Annotated in this window: 21 protein-coding genes and 1 tRNA gene; 13 read left to right on the top strand and 9 right to left on the bottom strand. The window is 43.7% G+C overall.

The window, feature by feature from the left end:
* Positions 1-15: 15 nt before the first annotated feature.
* Entirely contained in the window at positions 16-2,754 is a 2,739-nt protein-coding gene (acnA, locus tag L1D50_RS04905; protein ID WP_138523016.1) for an aconitate hydratase AcnA, read from the bottom strand.
* Positions 2,755-3,024: 270 nt separating this feature from the next.
* On the bottom strand, positions 3,025-3,393 hold the full coding sequence (locus L1D50_RS04900) for an RNA-binding S4 domain-containing protein (RefSeq protein ID WP_138523018.1): 369 nt from the start codon (positions 3,391-3,393) through the stop codon (positions 3,025-3,027).
* 198 nt (positions 3,394-3,591) lie between these two features.
* On the opposite strand from L1D50_RS04900, the gene L1D50_RS04895 reads away from it, so the two are divergent.
* Positions 3,592-3,861, top strand: a complete 270-nt coding sequence (locus L1D50_RS04895; RefSeq protein WP_128725830.1) for a hypothetical protein — start codon at positions 3,592-3,594, stop codon at positions 3,859-3,861.
* Positions 3,862-3,945: 84 nt separating this feature from the next.
* The gene (locus L1D50_RS04890) at positions 3,946-4,608 is read left to right on the top strand and encodes a hypothetical protein (protein WP_128725829.1); all 663 of its coding nucleotides are present in this window, start codon (positions 3,946-3,948) and stop codon (positions 4,606-4,608) included.
* Here the strand turns inward: L1D50_RS04890 and L1D50_RS04885 are convergent.
* Positions 4,585-5,565 (bottom strand): extracellular solute-binding protein, encoded by a 981-nt coding sequence (locus tag L1D50_RS04885; protein ID WP_239965625.1) that lies wholly within the window; start codon positions 5,563-5,565, stop codon positions 4,585-4,587. The genes L1D50_RS04890 and L1D50_RS04885 overlap by 24 nt on opposite strands.
* A gap of 207 nt (positions 5,566-5,772) precedes the next feature.
* Here L1D50_RS04885 and L1D50_RS23535 point away from each other — a divergent pair, with 207 nt between their 5' ends.
* The gene (locus L1D50_RS23535) at positions 5,773-8,379 is read left to right on the top strand and encodes an EAL domain-containing protein (RefSeq protein ID WP_239965624.1); all 2,607 of its coding nucleotides are present in this window, start codon (positions 5,773-5,775) and stop codon (positions 8,377-8,379) included.
* 173 nt (positions 8,380-8,552) lie between these two features.
* Positions 8,553-9,383, top strand: coding sequence for an arylamine N-acetyltransferase (locus tag L1D50_RS04875; protein ID WP_239965623.1), 831 nt, complete (start codon positions 8,553-8,555; stop codon positions 9,381-9,383).
* A 48-nt stretch (positions 9,384-9,431) separates the two neighbouring features.
* On the opposite strand, the gene cysQ is transcribed toward L1D50_RS04875, so the two are convergent.
* From cysQ to cysG, 6 genes are read right to left on the bottom strand one after another with little or no spacing between them, the layout of a single operon-like run.
* Positions 9,432-10,202, bottom strand: a complete 771-nt coding sequence (gene cysQ, locus L1D50_RS04870; RefSeq protein ID WP_239965622.1) for a 3'(2'),5'-bisphosphate nucleotidase CysQ — start codon at positions 10,200-10,202, stop codon at positions 9,432-9,434.
* Between the two features lie 3 nt (positions 10,203-10,205).
* Entirely contained in the window at positions 10,206-10,802 is a 597-nt protein-coding gene (cysC, locus tag L1D50_RS04865; RefSeq protein ID WP_010376239.1) for an adenylyl-sulfate kinase, read from the bottom strand.
* An 8-nt stretch (positions 10,803-10,810) separates the two neighbouring features.
* Complete coding sequence (locus L1D50_RS04860) at positions 10,811-12,538, bottom strand: SLC13 family permease (RefSeq protein WP_239965628.1); 1,728 nt, start codon at positions 12,536-12,538, stop codon at positions 10,811-10,813.
* A 33-nt stretch (positions 12,539-12,571) separates the two neighbouring features.
* Entirely contained in the window at positions 12,572-13,987 is a 1,416-nt protein-coding gene (cysN, locus tag L1D50_RS04855; RefSeq protein ID WP_128725823.1) for a sulfate adenylyltransferase subunit CysN, read from the bottom strand.
* Positions 13,987-14,886: a sulfate adenylyltransferase subunit CysD gene (cysD, locus tag L1D50_RS04850; protein WP_128725822.1), complete on the bottom strand. Its 900-nt coding sequence runs from the start codon at positions 14,884-14,886 to the stop codon at positions 13,987-13,989. The genes cysN and cysD overlap by 1 nt, the downstream gene beginning before the upstream one ends.
* Positions 14,887-14,928: 42 nt before the next feature.
* On the bottom strand, positions 14,929-16,350 hold the full coding sequence (gene cysG, locus L1D50_RS04845; RefSeq protein WP_128725821.1) for a siroheme synthase CysG: 1,422 nt from the start codon (positions 16,348-16,350) through the stop codon (positions 14,929-14,931).
* Positions 16,351-16,698: 348 nt separating this feature from the next.
* Here cysG and deoC point away from each other — a divergent pair, with 348 nt between their 5' ends.
* The 9 genes from deoC (at position 16,699) to rplL (ending at position 21,753) form a co-directional block, all read left to right on the top strand.
* Positions 16,699-17,448, top strand: coding sequence for a deoxyribose-phosphate aldolase (gene deoC / locus L1D50_RS04840; RefSeq protein ID WP_128725820.1), 750 nt, complete (start codon positions 16,699-16,701; stop codon positions 17,446-17,448).
* Positions 17,432-17,932 carry a hypothetical protein gene (locus L1D50_RS04835; protein WP_138580381.1) on the top strand — a complete coding sequence of 167 codons (501 nt, stop codon included), beginning with the start codon at positions 17,432-17,434 and terminating at the stop codon, positions 17,930-17,932. Before deoC ends, L1D50_RS04835 begins: the two co-directional genes overlap by 17 nt.
* 96 nt (positions 17,933-18,028) lie before the next feature.
* A tRNA-Trp gene (locus tag L1D50_RS04830) sits at positions 18,029-18,105 on the top strand.
* Between the two features lie 133 nt (positions 18,106-18,238).
* Positions 18,239-18,616 carry a preprotein translocase subunit SecE gene (gene secE, locus L1D50_RS04825; RefSeq protein WP_010376231.1) on the top strand — a complete coding sequence of 126 codons (378 nt, stop codon included), beginning with the start codon at positions 18,239-18,241 and terminating at the stop codon, positions 18,614-18,616.
* A gap of 4 nt (positions 18,617-18,620) precedes the next feature.
* A complete protein-coding gene (gene nusG, locus L1D50_RS04820) occupies positions 18,621-19,178 on the top strand; it encodes a transcription termination/antitermination protein NusG (RefSeq protein ID WP_010376230.1) in 558 nt (185 codons plus the stop codon).
* Between the two features lie 167 nt (positions 19,179-19,345).
* Positions 19,346-19,774: a 50S ribosomal protein L11 gene (rplK, locus tag L1D50_RS04815; protein WP_010376229.1), complete on the top strand. Its 429-nt coding sequence runs from the start codon at positions 19,346-19,348 to the stop codon at positions 19,772-19,774.
* Positions 19,775-19,780: 6 nt separating this feature from the next.
* Positions 19,781-20,485 carry a 50S ribosomal protein L1 gene (gene rplA / locus L1D50_RS04810; RefSeq protein ID WP_010376228.1) on the top strand — a complete coding sequence of 235 codons (705 nt, stop codon included), beginning with the start codon at positions 19,781-19,783 and terminating at the stop codon, positions 20,483-20,485.
* Positions 20,486-20,824: 339 nt separating this feature from the next.
* Entirely contained in the window at positions 20,825-21,319 is a 495-nt protein-coding gene (gene rplJ, locus L1D50_RS04805) for a 50S ribosomal protein L10 (protein WP_128725818.1), read from the top strand.
* 71 nt (positions 21,320-21,390) lie between these two features.
* Positions 21,391-21,753, top strand: coding sequence for a 50S ribosomal protein L7/L12 (gene rplL / locus L1D50_RS04800; RefSeq protein ID WP_070982798.1), 363 nt, complete (start codon positions 21,391-21,393; stop codon positions 21,751-21,753).
* Positions 21,754-22,024 lie beyond the last annotated feature (271 nt).

Genomic DNA, 22,024 nt, shown 5'->3' with positions numbered 1-22,024 from the left:
TTAAATGTTGTTGGGTTAATTAAGCATTTGTCTCAATACATACTGCAAAATGCCGCCATGTTGGTAGTACTCCCACTCTTTGGGGGTATCGATCCTGATATCCGCCGAAAACTTGACTTCTTTGCCATCCGCATTAGTTGCAGTGACTATTACTTCGGTTGATGTATCGTATATTCCTTCAATTTCGAACTCTTCTTCACCTGTTAATTCTAGTTCCTCGTGGCCATCACCTGATTTAAACTGCAGTGGTAGTACCCCCATACCGATGAGGTTAGAACGGTGAATTCGTTCATAGCTTTTAGCAAGTACAGCTTTAATACCAAGTAGTAAAGACCCTTTAGCAGCCCAATCCCGTGATGAACCTGTACCGTATTCACTACCAGCGAGCACTACGAGTGGCGTATTACGCTGTTGGTACTGCTCCGCAGCATCGAAAATACTCATAAGTTCGCCCTCGGGTAATAGGCGGGTAATACCACCTTCGGTACCTGGAGCCAATTGATTGCGTAAGCGTACATTTGCGAATGTACCCCGCATCATAACTTCGTGGTTACCACGACGCGAACCATAAGAATTAAAGTCAGCTTGCTTTACTCCTTGTGCTTGCAAATACTCCCCTGCTGGTGCCGAGGCTTTAATATTACCTGCTGGAGAAATGTGGTCAGTCGTTACAGAGTCGCCTAATTTGGCGAGGCAGCGTGCGCCTTTGATACTGGGGATCCCAGGTGGCTCTTTACTCATATCATCAAAGAAAGGGGCTTTTCGAATATAAGTGGAGCTATCTTGCCAATCATAGCGCTCGCTCTGATTTACCGCGATTTGTTGCCAATGTTGGTCGCCTTGGTAAACGTCAGCATAGTTCTTCTCAAACATGGCTTGTGTGACAGTCTGAGATACAAGTTCACTGACTTCAGAGACCGATGGCCATATGTCTTTTAAGAATACATCCTGTCCATGATCGGTTTGGCACAGTGGCTCATTATAGACATCGATATCAGTGCGACCTGCAAGTGCATAGGCAACGACAAGTGGCGGCGACGCAAGGAAGTTCATTTTTACATCTTGGTGGATCCGCCCCTCAAAGTTACGGTTTCCTGATAAAATGGAACTGACGACTAGCTGGTGTTTAACGATGGCTTCGTTAATTTCTTTTGGTAAAGGGCCTGAGTTGCCGATACAAGTCGTACAACCATAGCCGACTAAGTCAAAGCCGAGTTCAGCAAGCGGTTCTAAAAGGTCAGCTTGCTCTAGGTAATCGGTAACTACTTTTGAGCCTGGAGCCAATGAGGTTTTCACCCAAGGCTTAGGTTTCAAACCAAGCGCCTTTGCTTTTTGTGCCACAAGACCCGCGGCAAGAATAACACTTGGGTTAGAAGTGTTTGTGCAACTTGTGATAGCGGCAATAACACAGGCACCATCGACTAATTCAAACTCTTGCTCTTTAAATTTAACCTTACCAACGCCAAGTGTTGCGGGCTCATTTTGAGCAACCCGAGAAGTTCCGCCTTCACCAACAGTGCGAGCTTCATCTTGATCTGACACGGCATTTTTTTCACTGCGTTCATGCTGGAATTCACCTAAATGGGCTTGAATTGTTTTGCCTGCGTCATTGAGAGGAATTCTATCTTGTGGGCGCTTTGGACCTGCAAGGCTCGGAACCACTGTCGCTAAGTCTAGTGTCAGTACGTCGGTGTAAAGTGGTTCATCACCGGGTTCTCGCCACATACCTTGATGCTTAGCATAACCTTCTATCAGTGCAATTTTTTCTTCATCACGATTAGTTAATCGCAGATATTCCAGGGTTTCGTTATCAATGGGGAAAATACCGCAGGTTGCCCCATATTCAGGAGCCATATTGGCGATGGTAGCACGATCAGCAAGTGGTAAGTCTGCTAAACCATCACCAAAGAATTCGACAAACTTACCCACTACGCCATGTTCACGTAGCATTTGTGTCACGGTGAGTACCAAGTCTGTTGCGGTTGTACCTTCAGGCAACTGCCCTTCAAGTTTAAAACCAACGACCTGAGGAATGAGCAGTGAAATTGGCTGACCAAGCATAGCGGCTTCGGCCTCAATGCCACCTACGCCCCAACCCAAAATACCAAGGCCATTGATCATTGTTGTATGAGAGTCAGTTCCTACTAATGTATCAGGGTAAGCGAATGGCATACCGTCGATTTCTTTTTCAAATACCACACGTGCTAAATACTCTAGGTTGACTTGGTGCACGATCCCAGTTGCGGGTGGCACCACTTTTAGATTGTCAAACGCGCCTTGCCCCCAGCGCAAAAACTCATAGCGCTCTTTATTGCGTTGGTACTCTAACTTAGCATTAAGATCAAAGGCACCATCGTGGCCATATTCGTCTACTTGTACTGAGTGGTCTATGACCATTTCAGCGGGTGATAAGGGGTTGATTTTGTTTGGATCTCCGCCGAGTTTAGCCATAGCATCACGCATTGCTGCAAGATCCACGATGGCCGGTACGCCTGTAAAGTCTTGCATCACAACGCGCGCAGGCGTAAAAGCAACTTCTTTACTGGGTTTATCTTCCGGTTTCCAGTTGAGTAAGGCATCGATGTCTTGAGCAGTCACGTTTTTGCCATCTTCATGACGCAGTAAATTCTCTAATAAAATTTTAAGCGAAAACGGTAATCTTCTTGCTCTGTCGCTTAAAGCTGGAAGTGAGTGAATATGGACCTGACGTTCGCCGACGGTAAGCTGAGTCAGGGTGTTATATGAGTTATTCATGCTTGACCCTTTCCTTATACCAACTGCACTTAAGGTTTGCTCTATGTTAATAGGGAAGTAGAGCATCAAATTAAGCGAATTGGTTTGGTTCTAAAAATGCAAAACATGGTGCATAGAATGTACCAGTTGCAGATTTGCTGCTTTTTTATACTTCTTATAGTCCTAGTGTTGATTGAGTACTTTTTCAAGGGGGAAGTGCACTTTAGCGGGGTATCAGTGCACTAAAAAGGTGAGCCTTTTTGTTATTAAGTGTGTCAGCGTGTGGAATTATCAGCCAAAGGAAATGGGCTTTCGACCTGTATTTTTGTCTACTTGTGTGTAAGATTTTCCTGACTTTTGTCGTTTTTTCTTACTTGATTTTGGTGCCGTTTCGGCGCGTGGTGTGGCTACCGCACGGGGTTGTGGCGTTGCATCAGGTGCTAAGGTTAAATGAAATTCATCACCATCAAAATGCAGAATATCGCCTGAATAAATCTTTTTACGCTTTTGCGTACATATTTCATCGTTGACTGCTACATAACCTTCAGTGATCAGTAACTTAGCATGTCCACCAGTTTCTGCTAAGTCCAGTACTTTCAAAAGGTTACATAATTCTATTGGCTCTTCTTCAAGCTCAATTTCAATAAACCCATCTTGCATTTAATTAACCTCAACATGCCGTATTTACTTAACACGACCAGTGCCTCATTGTCTTATACGACAGTATATAAAATTACTGCGATGAATGACGAAACTTTTTCGTTAAATCTGAGGTCTTTAACATTACTGAAGCATTTGGTGTGTATCTTGCACGCCGACCACGCGATTTGTTTTTATCAGTATTATATGGAGGCAACGATGGGTATTCGCACAGCATTAAGAAAAGAGCTTATGAACGTAGATAAGACTGATCTAATGACCGCGGATGATGTACGTCACTATGTCAATGAGTCTCTTACGCAAGCCAAGGATAAGCTTTCGGTCATCTCTCGATTCAATGAGCATCATAGTCAGGTGCAAGCGGGACTGCCAAGTCAGGAACAGCACCTACGTCATCAACAGCATCGATTGTTTAAAGACATTCTCTATCCTAAATCATCTGTTCAAAATTGGCTATCTAGGTGTTAATCTAAGGTATTAATAAGACTGAGGTTGAAATGCACTACCTAGATTAGGTGCATTTCAAACCGAGGCATAACACCAAGGATGACAATGCAACGTATCTTCGCAATGGCCGCTTTACTATTGAGTGGTTGTAGCATCCAAACTCTACATATTTTTGAGTCTGGTCTTGATGACAGTACCAGAGCGGATCTAGTTAAAGCTTTAGAAGAGCGAGATATTCATTATCGTTTTACAGAGCTTCCCGTACCTCAACAATATGAAGATGCACGCTTGAATATTCCACCGATGACTTCAGGTGACAAGTGGCATAGGGAGATTGAATATGTGGTTAGAGAGATTGGTTTTGATTCGCTGACAATCTCTGAATTTAATATGCAAAGGCATCGCTATACTCCAAATAATGCAGGATTGTATTTGGTGCAAAACAGAGCTGTTCAAGCATTGCCAGATCTATTATTTGCCCACCAATGCAAAGACGATTCTATCCAATTGCAGCTGAAATCTAGTGGTCATTGGCAGCAAGTTGGCACTGAGTATCGGGGGCGTTGGACTTATAAAAGTAAATATCTCACGCTCACGTGGCGTGAGAAGCCCGAACAACATCCTTACCAGCAAGTGTATTCCGAGCGAGAACATATAGTACAGACACTGCACGGGCCGAAGCCTGCAAAAACATTTACCCGGCAGCAGCTTTTCGATGGACCTGTGCCAGTATTTAACTGTGACTTACAAGTGATCTTTGCTGAGTGAGTTAATGGCTCGCTGGGCTCGTGAGACTTGCTGCAGGCCAAGCTTCACCTGTTGCATGGCGGGAAGAAATGGAGCAGGAGCTGTGTTCGAGCTCTGAATCACAGGGTATTCATGAAGTAAATTAGCATACATGGACTGAGTACTCGGTTTCAGCAAGAAATCAATAAATAGCTCGGCATTGTGTGCATTGGGTGAGTGCTTTGCTATAGCAACTGTCGTGGTAGAAATAGGCGTTTTTCCCGAGTGCATTTTCAGAAAGTGGATTTCTAGCTGTTCGGCAAGGGCCTTGTCGCGCTTATTTTCGGAGTGCTGCATCATGCTCCAGTAGTAGTGATTTGCCAACGCGAATTCGCATTGGCCTTGTGCAAGCGCTCGCAGTTGATCTCTATCTCCTCCAACAGGGCGCTTTGCTAATAGCGCATTGGCTTGGCTGAGCCATGCGGAGTCATTGTTATGTGAAGAAGCATAGAGGCTCGATGCTAACGTCAAGTTATAACTATGAGACCACTGGCGAATGCAAAATTTACCCTTATAAAGTGCTTTATCTAAATCTGAAAAGTGTTCTGGCAAGGGGGTAGAAACGCCTTTTTTACGGAATAATGCGCGTGTCCTTATAGAAACGCTGATCCAACGCTTATCATCATCCTTGAGTTCATGATTTACTGCTTGCCAATTTGTGATCTTGTCGATAGGCCGCAGTAGTGTTTTGTAATCATGCAACTGAATAAGATCGGAGGTGAGTAACACATCGGCCTTTGAGTGGGCACCATCGCTTTTGAGACGCTCAAGCAGTTGTGCTGATTTACCATTTACTAGGTTTACGGTGATCCCAGTCTCTTTTTCAAATGCCTTAAGGACAGGTTGAATTAATTCATATTTTCTAAATGAATAGACGTTTACTTGCGAGGTGTGGGGCTGCTTCGCAACCGCTTGACCAAAATGTACCCAAAAGAGCAAAAAAAGGAAAAGTTTACTTTTATTCATTGCAAATAAGAATTATTATCGAATGGGTGTAGCATACAATGTTCAATGAAGATGTCCAGACTTAAACGACGTATTTTTACAAGCGCCAGGCTCACTAAAGCTCGAGTGCTTTTTAAGCGCGCTTTCCCTGCATTATGGCTATTATTATTATTTGCTACATTAATTTATGTCGGGGTGATAGTGAATGTTTACTATCAAAATCAGTCCGATAGTAAAAGGGCACAAGAATTAACACGCTTAGAATACTTGTTAGATGGTAAGTTGCAGCACGTTGCCCACCTACTGTATTCGATAGATGCCTACCTTAACACCCACCAAGATGCTGACTTTTACGAGATAGCACAATCACAGCTTACCACGGCGAACTTAGGGTTGAGTATGGAGACATACGCGGCGGTTTCACCAGATCAATTCTCTATTTTAGAAAAAGTGCAGCGAGAAAGGGGTTATTTTGACTTTAAAGTCAGACGCGAAGTAGAGGAACAGGCTGAACAGTGGTTGGTGGTTACCCGCGCTGCACCTGTGTCTGAAGTTGGCCAAACGGTTGGGCAAGCGCGTGTACTCGCACAAGATATTTTTGCAGAGCGAGATGAGAATGACCTAACAACTTATGTCTGGCCAGATAGACAAAAACTCAGTGTCTTGATAGAGCAGCCTCGACTTGGAGAGCTTAAGACGTTATTAGGGTTAAGCTTCGAGCTGCCAATGTTGCTAGATTCATTATTTGGGCAACTCTACCAACAGCGCAAGCAACACATATTGGTCTCTTCAAAAAATGAAATTATTTATAGCTCCGATTGGCAGAAACGTTTTGACCTTAATAGCTTAACGCCAAGTGCGGTACACACCATTAATTTTTATGGTTTGTCTATTACTATGCAGTTGTATGATGAGGCGTGTTTACATCCAAGTTGGTTAAATAATCATAGTGTGCTGATTGTACTCTTTTTAGCTATTTTGGCTGCATGTATTTTATTGGTGTGGCTCCAGCTAAGACAACTGAAAAACCGGAATGAAACTGTCAATAGTTTAGTGATTGAAAGAACCAAAAGCCTCGAGGTGTCGAACCACAGATTACAAATTGAATCTAATAAGCGATTGGGGGCTTTGCAGCAACAGGTCGCTGCAGAGCGTAAATATAAAAGTTTGTTTTTTAATAGTCATGAAGGTTTGTTTGTACTAAATCGTCATGGCCATATTATTGACTCTAACCCTGCATTCAATCAGTTGCTTTTTGCTGGGCGCATTCCTTCGCCTGATACGAACTTTGCTGTGCTTATGCAAGATCCTGAGTGTCATGAGCAGTGGAACCAGATTGTTGCTATGAAGCGAGCTCACCAAGAAATGGAGTGGCTGGCAAAGGCTGAGTCTGGGGAGCACATCTGGCTTAGACATTCTGGGAATTGGTTGCATCAACCAGATAGTTGCCTATACGAGGGGAGAGTGACGGACATAACTCAGGCGAAACTATTCCAAGAACAATTACACTATAAAGCGCAACATGACAGCTTGACCGATCTGCTAAATCGCCAAAGTTTTGTGCCTTTGGTTGATAAGCTCCGTGAGCGTAGAAACGCAAAATTTACCCTGCTGTATATAGATTTAGACCGCTTTAAACTCATAAACGATACTTTGGGCCATCAAGCAGGCGATAAGCTACTTATCGAGTTTGCAACGCGAATGCGCACGCTGCTTAGTAGCTTTGCAGATATTGCTAGACTTGGTGGAGATGAATTCGCCGTCCTTATTTACGATGAACATCTACCTCAACCAATAGAGGGAGTATTAGAAGATATTCTTGCGCGGATCCGAGCACCATTTTTGTACCAGGGCAATAGTCATTCTGTGAGCGGTAGTGTCGGTGTACGTCACTTTACCGTTCCGTGTCTAAATTACGATGCTGAGAAACTACTACATGATGCTGATATTGCTATGTATGAGGCGAAGAAGCGAGGCAAGAATACCTACCATGTATTCACTAATGCAATCGCTTGTGAGGCTGGTCGAAAAATCCAGATTGAGCAAGCACTTCAAGCAATGGTAATGTCACGTGAATTAAGCCTGAACTTGCAACCCGTCTATTGTCAGCAAGGGCAGAATCTAAAAGGATTTGAAGCTCTGTTACGTTGGAATAGCCCAACGCTTGGAGAAGTGAGTCCCGCGGAATTTATTCCTATTGCAGAACAATGTGCGAAGATTTCGGAGCTTGGTCGTTGGGTGTTTGATCAGGCGCTAAGTTTTATGAATGAAGTAGGGGACAGTATGCTTTTTATAGCTGTCAATGTTTCTCCACTGCAGCTCCAATCGCCTGAGTTTGCTGCTTGGTTAATGTCTCGTTGTAAAGATGAGGGAATTGCGATGGAACAGATCAAGCTTGAACTTACGGAGTCCGCTATGATGGCAGAGGAAAATATGCTTATTGGGCCGCTTGAGCAGCTGCATCAAGCGGGATTTGGTATTTATATTGATGACTTTGGTACCGGCTATAGCAGCCTTGCACGACTAAATCATCTTCCAGTGGATGGCGTTAAAATAGATAGGGCATTTATGTCAGGTATTGAACAGGGCGGTAAGGCGACGCAACTGATCGAAGCGATTTGTGCCATTGCGAACAGCTTTAACCTTGTAGTGACAGCCGAAGGTATTGAAACGGCAGCACAGCTTGATGCGTTATCAAGGCTTTATTGTCATCAAACTCAAGGCTATTTTATGTCAAAGCCGCTCGGTGTTGCGAATGCTAAACGTTTGGCTCGAGGTAAGGCTGAAGTTCATCAATTATTTGGTTAGCTTACAGTCGCCCAGTTGATAGGCTTAAAGCGAATAAAAAATGATGCTTAGCTTTGTTGAGCTACGTTAAACTTAAGGTTCATTTTGAGTGCCAAAAATTATTTTAAAATAATCTATTGACCTAAAGTCGGGTTGAGGTTTTAACCTAAGCTTATCAACTTAAGGAGCTAGTCATGGATTTAAAAGTAAAAATTAATCAATATCTTGAAAGTTTGAATTTGCAATGTTCAGAGGGGCTTACGCTTGTTACTGAGCTGCAACAAAAGCATCAATCTCATTTTTCTTTTTCTAGTATCAATGCCATGTACGGAGAGCGCTTACTCCTTGATGAACAGCCGCTTTTTGAGCGTTTGGTAAGTGGCAAGCAAGGTGGATATTGCTTTGAGCACAATAAGGTAGCATTTCTTGCACTACAACAGCTTGGTTTCAATGTAAGGCCTGTGTTGGGAAGAGTCATGTTGAATGGTAGTTTAACCAACCCTCGTTCTCACCGCATCACACTATTAGAGCTAGATGGTGAGCAATATCTTGTAGATGTTGGCTTTGGTGTGAAATCTCCTCGGGCACCAATTAACATCAATCAGGCCTTAACTATCCAGGGTCAGCAGACTTATCAGGTACAAAAAACAGCAGACACAGTCAAAGTGACTTTGTTAGAGGAGGGAGAAGCACCGCTCACTCTTTATCATGTCGACCTTGCTGAGGTGTTCGAATCCGATTGTGAAGTGGCACACTTTTATTCCCATCAACACCCTGAAGCAGCGTTTGTGAATAACCTAGTGGTTTCTCGAATTACAGATTGCCATCGCTATTTGCTGCGCAATCAGAGCTATTTTGAATGGCATGAATGCGATGGCAGCGTTACTGAAACAGCAGTAGAGAGCTTTTCCCAGCTGGAGCAGCTCGTAAAGGAGGTATTTTTGCTTGAAATACCAAGAGCGGTTTTAAAAAGCGTATACGATAAAGTTCTAACTCGCGCAGCCAACAAACCAGTCGAACGTTAGTTCGACTGGTCTTACGTGAACTAGCTTAAGCTATTAAAACCGTCTCGTTTAGTCTTCCAACCTAGAAACTACAAAATAGGGGTTAAGATACTCGGCTTTTTGATTGTAGCACAGAGGCTCGCCATTCACTTGGCTGACCTTTGCCCCTGCGATACTTGCCACTGCGTGTCCGGCTCCGGTGTCCCACTCTGAAGTCGGGCCAAGGCGAGGATAAACATCGGCTTTACTTTCTGCCACTAAACATAACTTGAGTGAGCTACCTTTAGGCACCATGTCGACTTGCTCGAAACGGGTAAGGTACTCAGCTAAATCTGGTGAAGGGTGTGAGCGCGAGCCGACCACCTTAATTAATCCTTGATTGGGCTTTGTTGTGACTTTTAGTTCTATGCGAGCTTCACCCGTTTGCTTGAACGCGCCAATACTTTTTTCTGCAAGGTAGCTCTCATTTAGTGCTGGAGCATGAACAACACCGAGAATAGGTTCGCCGTTATTGATAAGTGCAATATTTACTGTAAATTCGCCATTTTTCTTGATGAATTCCTTGGTGCCGTCAATGGGATCAACCAGCCAATATTCTTGCCATTGTTGGCGTTCTTGCCAATCTATTCCCGCGCTTTCTTCACTTAATATCGGCATTTCGGGAGTGAGGGTTTTAAGGCCTGCAACAATAATTTTATGTGCAGCGAGATCTGCCTCAGTGACGGGACTTTCATCTTCTTTATACTCAACATTAAAGTCCTTGGCATAAATCTCCATAATCGCTTCACCAGCGCGAATACTTAGATTTAATACTTCTTCCAGCAGATCCGTATGATTCATGACTTACCCTATTAAATTTTTTGACAGTAGATAGTGTATTAGCTGCTGGACAGATTCTTCCAGCGACTGCTCGGAAGTATTTAAACATATTTCTGGACTAATTGGGGGCTCATACGCCGAATCTATGCCAGTAAAATGTTTTATTTCTCCAGCACGCGCTTTTTTATACAAACCTTTAGGGTCTCGTTGCTCGCAAATTGCAAGCGGCGTATCTAGGTATACTTCAATAAACTCGCCGCTTGCGACTAAGTTACGTACCATGTCTCGTTCTGCTTGAAAAGGAGAGATAAAAGCAGTGAGTACCATGAGTCCCGCATCGACCATGAGTTTGCTGAGTTCACCCACTCGACGAATGTTTTCGACGCGGTCTTCATCACTGAACCCTAAGTCTTTACACAGTCCATGCCTGACATTATCCCCATCAAGGAGGTAGGTATGTATGCCTTTTGCTTGCAATGCATGTTCAAGTGCATTGGCCACGGTGCTTTTACCTGAGCCTGAAAAGCCTGTAAACCACAGCACGCAAGGCTTATGACCTTTTAATTCGCTACGTTTTGTTTTATCTACGGCATAGTTATGCCAAACAATATTTTCGTCCATACTTTGCTCTATGAAAATGGAAAGACAAGTGGAATAACAGTCAGTACCGTCGCTGAATAAATCAATGATAAGGGCAGTCCCATGGTGACGTAATCACGAATTCGATAGTTGCCTGCGCTATACACCATGAGGTTAGTTTGATAGCCAAAAGGTGAGATAAAGCTCGCGGATGCGCCAAAGGCTACCGCCATTACAAATGGCAGTGGGTTTACACCAAAACCACTTGCTAGCGCATAAGCCACCGGGAATGAAAGTGCTGCCGCGGCATTGTTAGTGATGAGCTCGGTAAATATCACGGTCATCACAAAAATGGCGATAAATGCACCGTAAGGACCAAAATCCCCTAACAACCACAATAAGCTTGAAGAAATCTCGGCTGCCAGTCCGGTTTCAATCATTAACTTAGCTAGTCCTATCGCACTGCCAACAATAGCGACAAGCTCAATAGGAAAGCGGCGTTTCATCTCTGGGACTTTAATTGTGCCGAGCACCACAAGGGCGGCGAGTAACACAATCAACCCTTTTACCAGCGGCACAACCCCAAAGATACTAAGGCCAACCACTGTCGCAAAACTCGCAAGTACCGTGTTGGACTTATTGCGAGATAGATGTGTTTGTAAATCTAGGCCCGAGATATACACAAATTCGCGTTTGAGATTGGGGAGTGCATAAAAATCGCTGCTTGGGGCAAGTATTAAAGAGTCGCCTGCTTGTAATTCGACCTGACCGATCCCACCTTGTAGGCGGTCATGACCACGACGTATTGCAATAATAGCGGCATGAAACTGCTCCCTAAAGCGGATCTCTTTAATGGTTTTGCCAAGAAAGCGCGAAGACTGACTGACGACCACTTCCACCAAGTGCTCAACATCTTTCTCGTGTTTATCATGGACTATCTTTAATCCATCGAAACGCTGTAACAGTGGCACTGAATTGATGTCACCCACAAATAGCAGAACATCACTAGCAAGAATTTCTTGTTGTGGCGTAACGGCGCAGATCCGTCGTTCACCACGAATGATTTCAGCAAGAAATAAGTCTTTGAGGTCGCGCAGGCCGTTTTCTTCAACCGTGCGGCCAACTAGCTTCGAGCTTGGCTCAACTTTCCCTTCTAAATAAAACGGCACGACCTCATCATTATTTTTGCCGTTGTCGGGCAAATATTTGAGCATAATCGTGATGGTCAATAAACCAACACTCAGGACGGCGAGACCTACTAAGGTAAAGTCAAAAAAACCCAGCGGCGCCATCCCAGCTTCTACGGCAAAGCCATTAACAATAAGATTGGTAGAAGTACCTATCAGCGTTAACGTACCACCTAAAATAGCGGTATAAGAAAGCGGCAATAGCAGCTTAGAAGGCGCGTGTGTTTTGCTCTCTTTAACGGTGGTGATCAGCGAAGCAACCACCGCCGTGTTATTGGTAAAAGAAGACAAAAAGGCGGTGGATAAACCCAATTTAATCACCGCTTTTGCGAGACTACCTTGCGCCATTGAGTGAGCGAGTTTTTTGACTAAGGTTGTTTTTTCAATCGCAATAGAAACTAGGATAAGTAGTACAAGCGTGATTAAAGAAGGATTCGCATAATTCACCAGCATCGATTCAAGATCGATGAGGCCAGTCAAATAACTGGTGGCGATTGCGCCTGTGAATAGCCATGCAGCGTTAATGCGTGTGGCAAAAAGACACACGACTAACGCTAGCATAATGCCTGTTAAAATGACTTGTTCCATAATGACGTCATACCTCGACTAACAGGCTAAATTGCATTATTTTAACTTCGAAATATCAAGCGCTTGCCAATGAGGGAAGTGCTTGCGAACTAATGCATTAAACTCAATCTCAAATTCACTAAACTGACTTGAGGACGTTGCTGTTGCTGCTTGAACCGTTTCCACCATACCTGCACCTATGGTTAGGTTAGATAGGCGATCAATTAGGATAAACGAGCCGGTTTCACGATTATTTAAATACTCATCCGCAACGACATTTTCTGTCAGCTCGATGGTTACGATAGCAATTTCATTTAATGACAATGAATCGGCTTGGCCATGCTCAAGTGTATTCACATCGATAGTGTGCTCGATATTTTTCACGATTGCCGCAGTTTTCTTGCTACCCAATTTAAGGTTATAACTTTTACCTAACTGCAGTGGTGTTTCGTGCATCCATACCAGCTTAGCCGTGATCTGGTTCGTCACCTGAGCAGTGGACTCAGCAGGCACAATCACATCACCACGACTCACATCGACTTCGTCTGCTAATGTGATAGTGAATGCTTGCCCGGTTTCCACTTGGGTTAGATTGCCATCAAAAGTCACGAGTTCTTTGATGGTTGAAGTCTTACCTGATGGCAATACTTTAACCGCTTGGCCAACGCTTAAGCTACCAGAGGTTAATGTGCCTTGGAAACCACGAAAATCTAGGTTAGGACGCACTACATATTGCACCGGGAATCGCGCTTCAAAACCATGATTAGGCTCTGCTGCAGGAGAATCTTCCAGCAGTTCCAGCAATGGTTTGTCTTGATAATAAGGTGTTTTTTCTGAGCGGTTTACAACATTGTCGCCTTTAAGTGCTGACATTGGCACAAAGCGAATATCTCGTACGTTCAGTTGCTCAGCAAACTTCAAATAATCAGCTTTTATGCGCTCAAATACGGCTTCATCAAAGTCGACAATATCCATCTTGTTTATCGCGACAACGAACTGTCTGATACCCAGTGAATCACAGATAAAACTATGGCGTTTAGTCTGAACTTGTACACCATAACGGGCATCGACAAGGATAATCGCCAAATCGCTGGTCGAAGCACCTGTTACCATATTACGTGTGTATTGCTCGTGTCCCGGCGTATCGGCAATAATAAATTTACGCTTCGCAGTTGAGAAATAGCGGTAAGCCACATCAATAGTAATACCTTGCTCACGCTCCGCTTGTAAGCCATCAACAAGTAACGCTAAATCTAGATCTTCACCCGCATTGCCGACTTTTTCATTGTCTTTGTGTAGCGCAGCTAACTGGTCTTCATAGATTTGATGACTATCGTGCAGTAAACGGCCGATCAGCGTTGATTTACCGTCATCTACGCTGCCGCAGGTCATCATGCGCAACAAGCTCTTGTCTTGCTGACGTGCTAAGTAGGTTTCAATGCCTAATTCTTTCACTTCATTTGCTGTTGACATTAGAAATACCCCTCGCGCTTTTTCTTCTCCATTGATCCTGATGAGTCATGATCAATCACTCGACCTTCACGTTCTGACGACGTAGATAACAACATTTCTTCGATAATTCCGGTAAGCGTATCAGCCTCTGATTCAACTGCCCCCGTTAGTGGGTAACAGCCAAGCGTTCTGAAGCGTACAGATTTCATTTCAGGCACTTCACCTTCAGCAAGCGGCATACGGTCATCATCGACCATGATTAACGTTCCGTTACGCTCGACAACTGGTCTTGGCTTAGAGAGGTAAAGTGGCACTATTTCAATGTTTTCTTGGTAGATATATTGCCAAATGTCGAGTTCAGTCCAGTTTGATAATGGGAAAACACGAATGCTTTCACCAGGGTTCACTTGACCGTTATACGTATTCCATAACTCCGGACGCTGGTTTTTAGGATCCCAGCGATGGTGTTTATCTCTAAATGAATAAACCCGTTCTTTTGCACGAGATTTTTCCTCATCACGGCGTGCACCACCAAAGGCCGCATCAAAGCCATATTGATCTAGCGCTTGCTTCAGGCCTTGTGTTTTCATGATATCGGTATGCTTAGATGAACCATGAACAAATGGACTGATGTTCATCTCTAGTCCTTCTGGATTTTTGTGCACAAGCAATTCAAATCCGTACTCTTTTGCTAATCTATCGCGAAACTCGATCATTTCTCTAAATTTCCAATTGGTATCAACATGGAGTAGAGGAAAAGGGATCTTCGCAGGGTAGAAAGCCTTACGAGCAAGATGAAGCAGTACCGACGAGTCTTTACCAATCGAGTACAGCATTACCGGGTTTTCAAACTCTGCGGCAACCTCTCGGATGATCTTTATGCTCTCAGCTTCGAGTTGCTGGAGATGGGTTAAAGCCATGATTAATGTCCTACTTATAAATTTAACTATCTTGTACTTTAATTACGCCACTTGCGTAATGGGTTGAGCAAAGCTACTGATTTGATTGTTCTTATTAAACCAAGCTAATTGCTCATGTAATGCTGCTACTTCACCAATAATCAATAGTGCTGGTGACTGAATATCATGCGTAGTAATGGTCTGTGCAAGTTGATCTAATTGTGTTCTTACGACACGTTGAGATTTGCGCGTGCCATTCTCAACAATTGCTACAGGTGTATTCGGCGAGCGACCATGTTCGAGTAGTTGCGCCTGAATATGCGGCGATTTAATCACTCCCATGTATACAGCAAGCGTTTGATTCGCCTTAGCTAAGCCTTCCCAGTCGAGTTCTTGTCCATCTTGCTTGCAATGCCCTGTCACAAATTGAATAGCTTGAGCATGATCTCTATGAGTTAATGGAATACCAGCGTACGCGCTACACCCTGCAGCAGCCGTAATACCCGGAACAATTTGATATTTCACGTTATTTTCGGCCAATACTTGGACTTCTTCGCCACCGCGACCGTAAATAAATGGGTCGCCGCCTTTTATTCTACAAACCTTTTTACCTTGTTTGGCTAAATCAACCAAAATCTTGTTGGTGTGTTCTTGCTTAACACTATGATTACCGGCTTTTTTTCCTACGCAGATTAAATCAGCGTCACGGCGCACAAGCTCCATGATTTCGTCAGATACCAGGTAGTCATAAACCACAACATCGGCTTGCTGCATTAGTTGTAATGCCTTAAGTGTCAGTAGCTCTGGGTCGCCAGGACCTGCACCGACGACATAAACCTCGCCTTCAGGGGAGGGGGTGTGTTTCAGCATGACTTCAAGCTGAATTTGTGCATTTTCATTGTTACCAGCTTGTACTTCACTTACCACATTTGAATCAAAGACGGATTCCCAAAACTGACGGCGGTCAGCAAAGTGTTTAAAACGCGCTTTCACTTTATGTCTGAATTGACCGACAAGCGTTGCCAGCGGACCAATATGCTGTGGAATAAGGGTTTCTAACTTTTCTCGTAATCGTCTTGCAAGGACGGGCGCAGTTCCAGCACTGGATATGGCAATCGTTATAGGGTTTCTATCCACGATTGAAGGGAAAATAAAATTGCACTTTGGTTGGTCGTCGACCACGTTAACGAAAAGGTTGCGAGCTTCAGCAAGCTCTGCCACCTCTGCATTTACTGCTTCAATATCCGTTGCCGCAACGACTAACATAGCATTGTTTAAGTCTGATGCATCAAACGGCTTATGTCGAAGTGCAACGCTTGAATCCGCAGCTAGTGATAAAAGCTCAGCGCAAAACTCAGGTGAAACCAAAGTGACTGCTGCGTTGGCTTTTAAAAAGGCGCGGCACTTTCTCAGCGCAACCTCACCACCACCTACAATTAATACAGGTTTATTTTCTAGTTTGGTAAAAATTGGCAAGTATTGCACGATAACCTCTGCTAAACATCACGACGGTTAATATCAATATTGATTGATATTAGTAATAGGGCGCAGCATATAGAGTTGCAAATGTGGGAAAAAATAATTTAAACCGACTCCATATAACCAAAAGTTATAAAAAAAGTGGTTAAACCTTGGTTTCTTTTTATTTCATATAGTTAGCCAGTATTTTACCGTGATTTTATGATTATAGTGTTTGGTTATGAGATATTCATTTTATGAACAATAGAAGAAACAGCGTCCGAGAGGTAATTGTATGCGGACATTTGTCCTATTGTTGGTGTTGCTGTATGCATTTAACTAGGCTTATTACATAGAGTGAAAAGGAACACAGTAATGACTTTACAATCTGATGCTCGGTTGTCGCTGAGTTTAATGGATTTGACCTCGTTGAAAGAGGACGATACGCCGGCAAGTATTCTCGCGTTATTGAATAGCATTAACCCTGATATAGGACTACCAGCGGCGATTTGTGTGTATCCGCAGTTTGTGACGTTAGTAAAAGAAGAGTTGGAAAAGCGTGAGTGGTCGCAGATAAAAGTAGCAACGGTGACCAACTTCCCATCTGGAGAGCAAAAACTCCAACAGGTCCTTGCACAAACTCATTCAGCAATCGCTGATGGCGCGGACGAAATCGATCTTGTGCTTCCTTATCAGCAGCTCATGGCGGGTGATCCAGATACACCTTGGCAATACGTGCACTCGAGTAAGCTCGCTTGTCAAGGTAAAGCAAAGCTTAAGGTCATCATCGAAAGTGGCGTATTGGCCAAACCAAAGCTCATTGCGGAGGCCGCGCAGCTTGCCATTATGGCGGGCGCGGACTTTGTTAAAACAAGTACAGGAAAGGTTGCTGTCAATGCTACACCAGAAGCGGCAGAAGTTATCCTTAAGACAATCAAAAGCAGCGGTAAATCGGTTGGATTTAAAGCGGCCGGTGGAGTAAAGTCAGTAATTGAAGCGCAGCGATATTTACGATTGACGGAAGAAATTATGGGGGCCGAGTGGCTCAATGCCAATAATTTTAGATTCGGTGCTTCAAGCCTATTGAGTGATGTAGCAGTGGTTGTGAATGGACAGAGCGAGTGAAGCAGAAAAGGTAAAACTTGAGCATGACGCGGCTAAACTGTTTTTACGCAGTTATGAAAAGCAGTTTGCAGTGCATATGCGCCATATTTGGCACAATGAGCCCAATAAACCGGACGTCAGTTGTTATCAAGGAAAAACACAGCTTGATATAGAAATAGCCCATTTTTATGCCAGTGAGAAAGAAGCGATGGCTGTGCTTGGGCGTCCTCTGTCTCTCTCCACGCAAAGAGAGCTGGCAGCAATGAGTCAAGCCGCTGACTCCGATCAATTGAGTATCGGCTTACAGCGGCTGCTCAATCAAAAAGCCAAAAAACACTATGATTCACAACGTGTTTGGTTGTTAATTCGAAATGCCAGCCCAATTTATCATCTTGACGATTTTAAGCGCTTAAAAGCCGCTTGGGAGATCCCTGATTGTCATCCATTTGAGCAAGTTTGGGTGCTTTGTGATTTTTATCACGGAGATTTATTGCGTCTTTTCTAAAGCCGTCGCAAAACCAAGTTTAGATTAAATGTTACTTTGCATATCTTTTACACTTGTTTTCGTTTGCTTCGTCAGTATAATGGGCATCCACTTTGCAGGGGCGTAGTTCCAATTGGTAGAACAGCGGTCTCCAAAACCGATGGTTGCGGGTTCGAGTCCTGCCGCCCCTGCCAATTCAGCAACAAGTCCACATTTAAAATAACGTGACCCAAAACCACTTAAGTCGCTTATTTGTAAATTTGGATTGAATGGATTTACCCTGTTCTATGCAGGGTTGTTGTGTCTGTATTTAAGGTAAAATTGATTATGAGCACTAATGTTGAAAACTCGTCAAGCTCGATGGACACGGTAAAGTGGCTAGCTGCTATTGCACTTCTAACTGGTGCCGTAGTTGGTAATTATCTATATGCCGATTTATCTGTTTTAGTACGCGCTGTAGGCGTAGTTGCAGCTATCGCTGCGGCTTTGGGCATTTTGGTAACGACTGAAAAAGGCCGTACCTTTATCGCTTTTGCTAAAGAATCACGTATCGAAGTACGTAAAGTTATCTGGCCAACGCGTCAGGAAGCGACTCACACTACTTTCATCGTGATCATTGCAACGGTGATTATGGCATTAATCCTTTGGGGATTAGATGGTATACTTTTCCGTGCAGTAGGCTTTTTAACTGGATTGGAGATCTGATCCCATGTCGGATGAGAACAAAGAAAAGAAATTACGTTGGTACGTGATCCAAGCGTTTTCAGGTTTTGAAAAACGTGTAGCACAAACCATTATCGAGCATATTAAAATCGAAGGGTTAGAAGACCTATTCGGTGAGATCCTTGTGCCGACTGAAGAAGTGGTTGAAATGCGTGCAGGTCAGAAACGTAAATCTGAACGTAAATTCTTCCCTGGTTATGTATTAGTTCAAATGGTGATGGATGATGCGTCTTGGCACTTGGTGAATAGCACACCTCGTGTAATGGGCTTTGTTGGTGGTACGTCAGACCGTCCTGCACCGATCAGTCAAAAAGAAGCGGATCGTATTCTTAACCGTCTACAAGAAAATGCTGAAGCACCGAAACCTGCCACATTATTTGAGCCGGGTGAAGTGGTTCGTGTTACAGATGGCCCATTTGCTGACTTCAATGGTGTGGTTGAAGAAGTGGATTACGAAAAGAGTCGCCTGAAAGTATCGGTACTTATTTTCGGTCGTTCAACGCCTGTAGACCTAGAGTTTGGTCAGGTTGAGAAAGACAAATAAATTCTAACTTGAAAAAGTTGTCAAAGGCCGCTGATTAATCTATAATCAGCGGCCTTTTTGTTGTACGCAAAAATATGCGGCAAAAAGACTGAATTTTTTAACTGGGAAGCCGTTTGAGTACGCGTCCTCGCGCGCACGAGGCAAAGACCCACAATTGAGGTATTATCATGGCTAAAAAAGTTGAAGCTCTAATCAAGCTACAAGTTGCTGCTGGTATGGCTAACCCTAGTCCTCCAGTAGGTCCTGCACTAGGTCAACACGGTGTAAACATCATGGAATTCTGTAAAGCGTTTAACGCACGTACAGAGTCTATCGAAAAAGGCGCACCTGTTCCTGTTGTTATTTCTGTTTACAGTGACCGTTCTTTCACTTTTGAAATGAAGACTCCACCTGCGGCATACCTTCTTAAGAAGGCTGCTGGTATCAAGTCTGGTTCTGGTCGTCCTAACACTGAAAAAGTTGGTACAGTTACTCGTGCTCAACTTGAAGAGATCGTTGAGACGAAACGTCCAGATCTTACTGCTGCTGATATGGACGCAGCTGTACGCACGATTGCAGGTTCTGCACGTGCAATGGGCTTGAACGTAGAGGAGTAATTGAAAATGGCTAAATTAACTAAGCGTATGCGTACTATCCGCGAGAAAGTGGATGCGACTAAAGAGTACGAAATCAACGAAGCTGTTGCTCTTCTAAAAGAACTTGCTACTGCTAAGTTCGTTGAAAGTGTTGACGTTGCTGTAAACCTAGGTATCGATGCTCGTAAATCTGACCAAAACGTACGTGGTGCAACTGTACTACCTCACGGTACTGGTCGTGATGTACGCGTAGCAGTATTCACTCAAGGTGCAAATGCAGAAGCTGCTAAAGAAGCTGGTGCTGATTTAGTAGGTATGGAAGACCTTGCAGAGCAAGTTAAGAAAGGCGAAATGAACTTTGACGTTGTTGTTGCTTCTCCTGATGCAATGCGCGTTGTTGGTCAACTAGGTCAAATCCTAGGTCCACGTGGTCTTATGCCTAACCCTAAGACAGGTACTGTAACGCCTAACGTTGCAGAAGCTGTTAAGAACGCTAAAGCTGGTCAGGTTCGCTACCGTAACGATAAGAACGGTATCATCCACACTACTATCGGTAAAGTAGACTTTGACGCTAACCAACTTCAAGAAAACCTTGAAGCGCTAATCATCGCGCTTAAGAAGGCTAAGCCTTCTACTGCAAAAGGTACTTTCGTGAAGAAAGTAAGCATCTCTACTACGATGGGTGCTGGTGTTGCTTTAGACCAAGCTACTCTAAATACTCAAGTAGTATAATTTAGAGTTTAGCGTTTACATGGCGTAAAAATTAGACTATAATTTTGCGCCATTTTGTAGAGAAGTGTGCTTCTTTACAAAGCAAAGAATTCGGGTTGAAGCGCATAATTTCGAAAATTGTTTCCATCATGGTCTACAATGAATCGATAAATTGCGCTTCCGTCCAAGACCGTAGGTGGCTTCGGCCTTAATCGTCCTACGTAGACGGTGTGAATCCCAGCTAGATTTTCCTAATCTTCTGGCTCTCGCCGTAAAAAGCATCTCTGCTAAAGTTTTTAGCAGAGTAGAGTAGAACTGAAAAACATATATGTGTTTTTCTATAAACCAGGAGTAACACCCATGGCTTTAAATCTTCAAGACAAAAAAGCAATTGTTGCTGAAGTCAACGAAGCTGCCAAAGGTGCTCTTTCAGCAGTTGTTGCTGATTCTCGTGGTGTAACAGTAGGTGCAATCACTGCTCTTCGTAAAGAAGCTCGTGAAGCTGGTGTATGGATGAAAGTTGTTCGTAACACCCTAGCTAAACGTGCTGTTGAAGGCACTGATTACGAATGCCTTAACGAATCACTAGTTGGCCCAAGCCTTATCGCTTTCTCTTCAGAGCACCCTGGTGCTGCTGCGCGTATCTTTGCAGATTTCGCGAAAAAGAACGAAGCATTTGAGCTTAAAACTGCTGCATTCGAAGGCAAAATCGTTGATGTAGATATGCTTGCTAAGCTACCTACTTACGACGAAGCTGTTGCACGCTTAATGAGCGCTATGAAAGAAGCGTCTGCTGGCAAATTGTGTAAAACAATTGAAGCGGTACGTGTACAGAAAGCTGAGCAAGCTGCTTAATCTAAGCAATGCTCCTTTCTTTAATAAATTTTTTGAACCGCATGGGTTCGTAAATAATTAGGAAATTTGAAATGTCTGTAACTAAAGACCAAATCCTTGACGCTATTGCTGAAATGTCAGTAATGGAAGTTGTTGAACTAGTTGAAGCTATGGAAGAGAAGTTCGGTGTAACTGCAGCTGCTGCTGTTGTTGCTGCTGGTCCTGCTGAAGCTGCTGAAGAAAAGACTGAGTTCGACGTAATCCTAGCTGCTGCTGGCGGTAACAAAGTTGCTGCAATCAAAGCGGTACGTGGCGCAACAGGTCTAGGCCTTAAAGAAGCTAAAGCGCTAGTTGAGTCTGCTCCTGCACCTATCAAAGAAGGTGTATCTAAGGAAGAAGCTGAAGCGCTTAAGAAAGATCTTGAAGAAGCTGGTGCTGAAGTTGAGATCAAGTAATCTAGCTCCCGCTAGGTTCGCTGCCTGAGAAATCAGGCAAGGGCTGGTGATTATTTAATCACCGGCCCTTTTGCGCTATAGAGATATACATTTCTATCGTGCATAAATCTTCGAATTTCACTGTAATTTTCAATAACTTAGAAGTTTTTGTTGAAAATCGCAATGGCATTTGAAGTAACACTGATTTGGTAACATTAACGATTTGAATAGAGCCTGAATTGTGCTCCTTTAAGCCGTTAGTTGAGTAAATTAGTGTGACAATTTAGATGTT

The sequence above is a fragment of the Pseudoalteromonas sp. Isolate6 genome, assembly GCF_022398435.1.
In the GTDB taxonomy this organism is placed as follows: Bacteria; Pseudomonadota; Gammaproteobacteria; order Enterobacterales; family Alteromonadaceae; genus Pseudoalteromonas; species Pseudoalteromonas galatheae.
Note: the sequence above shows the minus strand (reverse complement) of the source record. Positions and strands in the feature narration are given on the sequence as shown.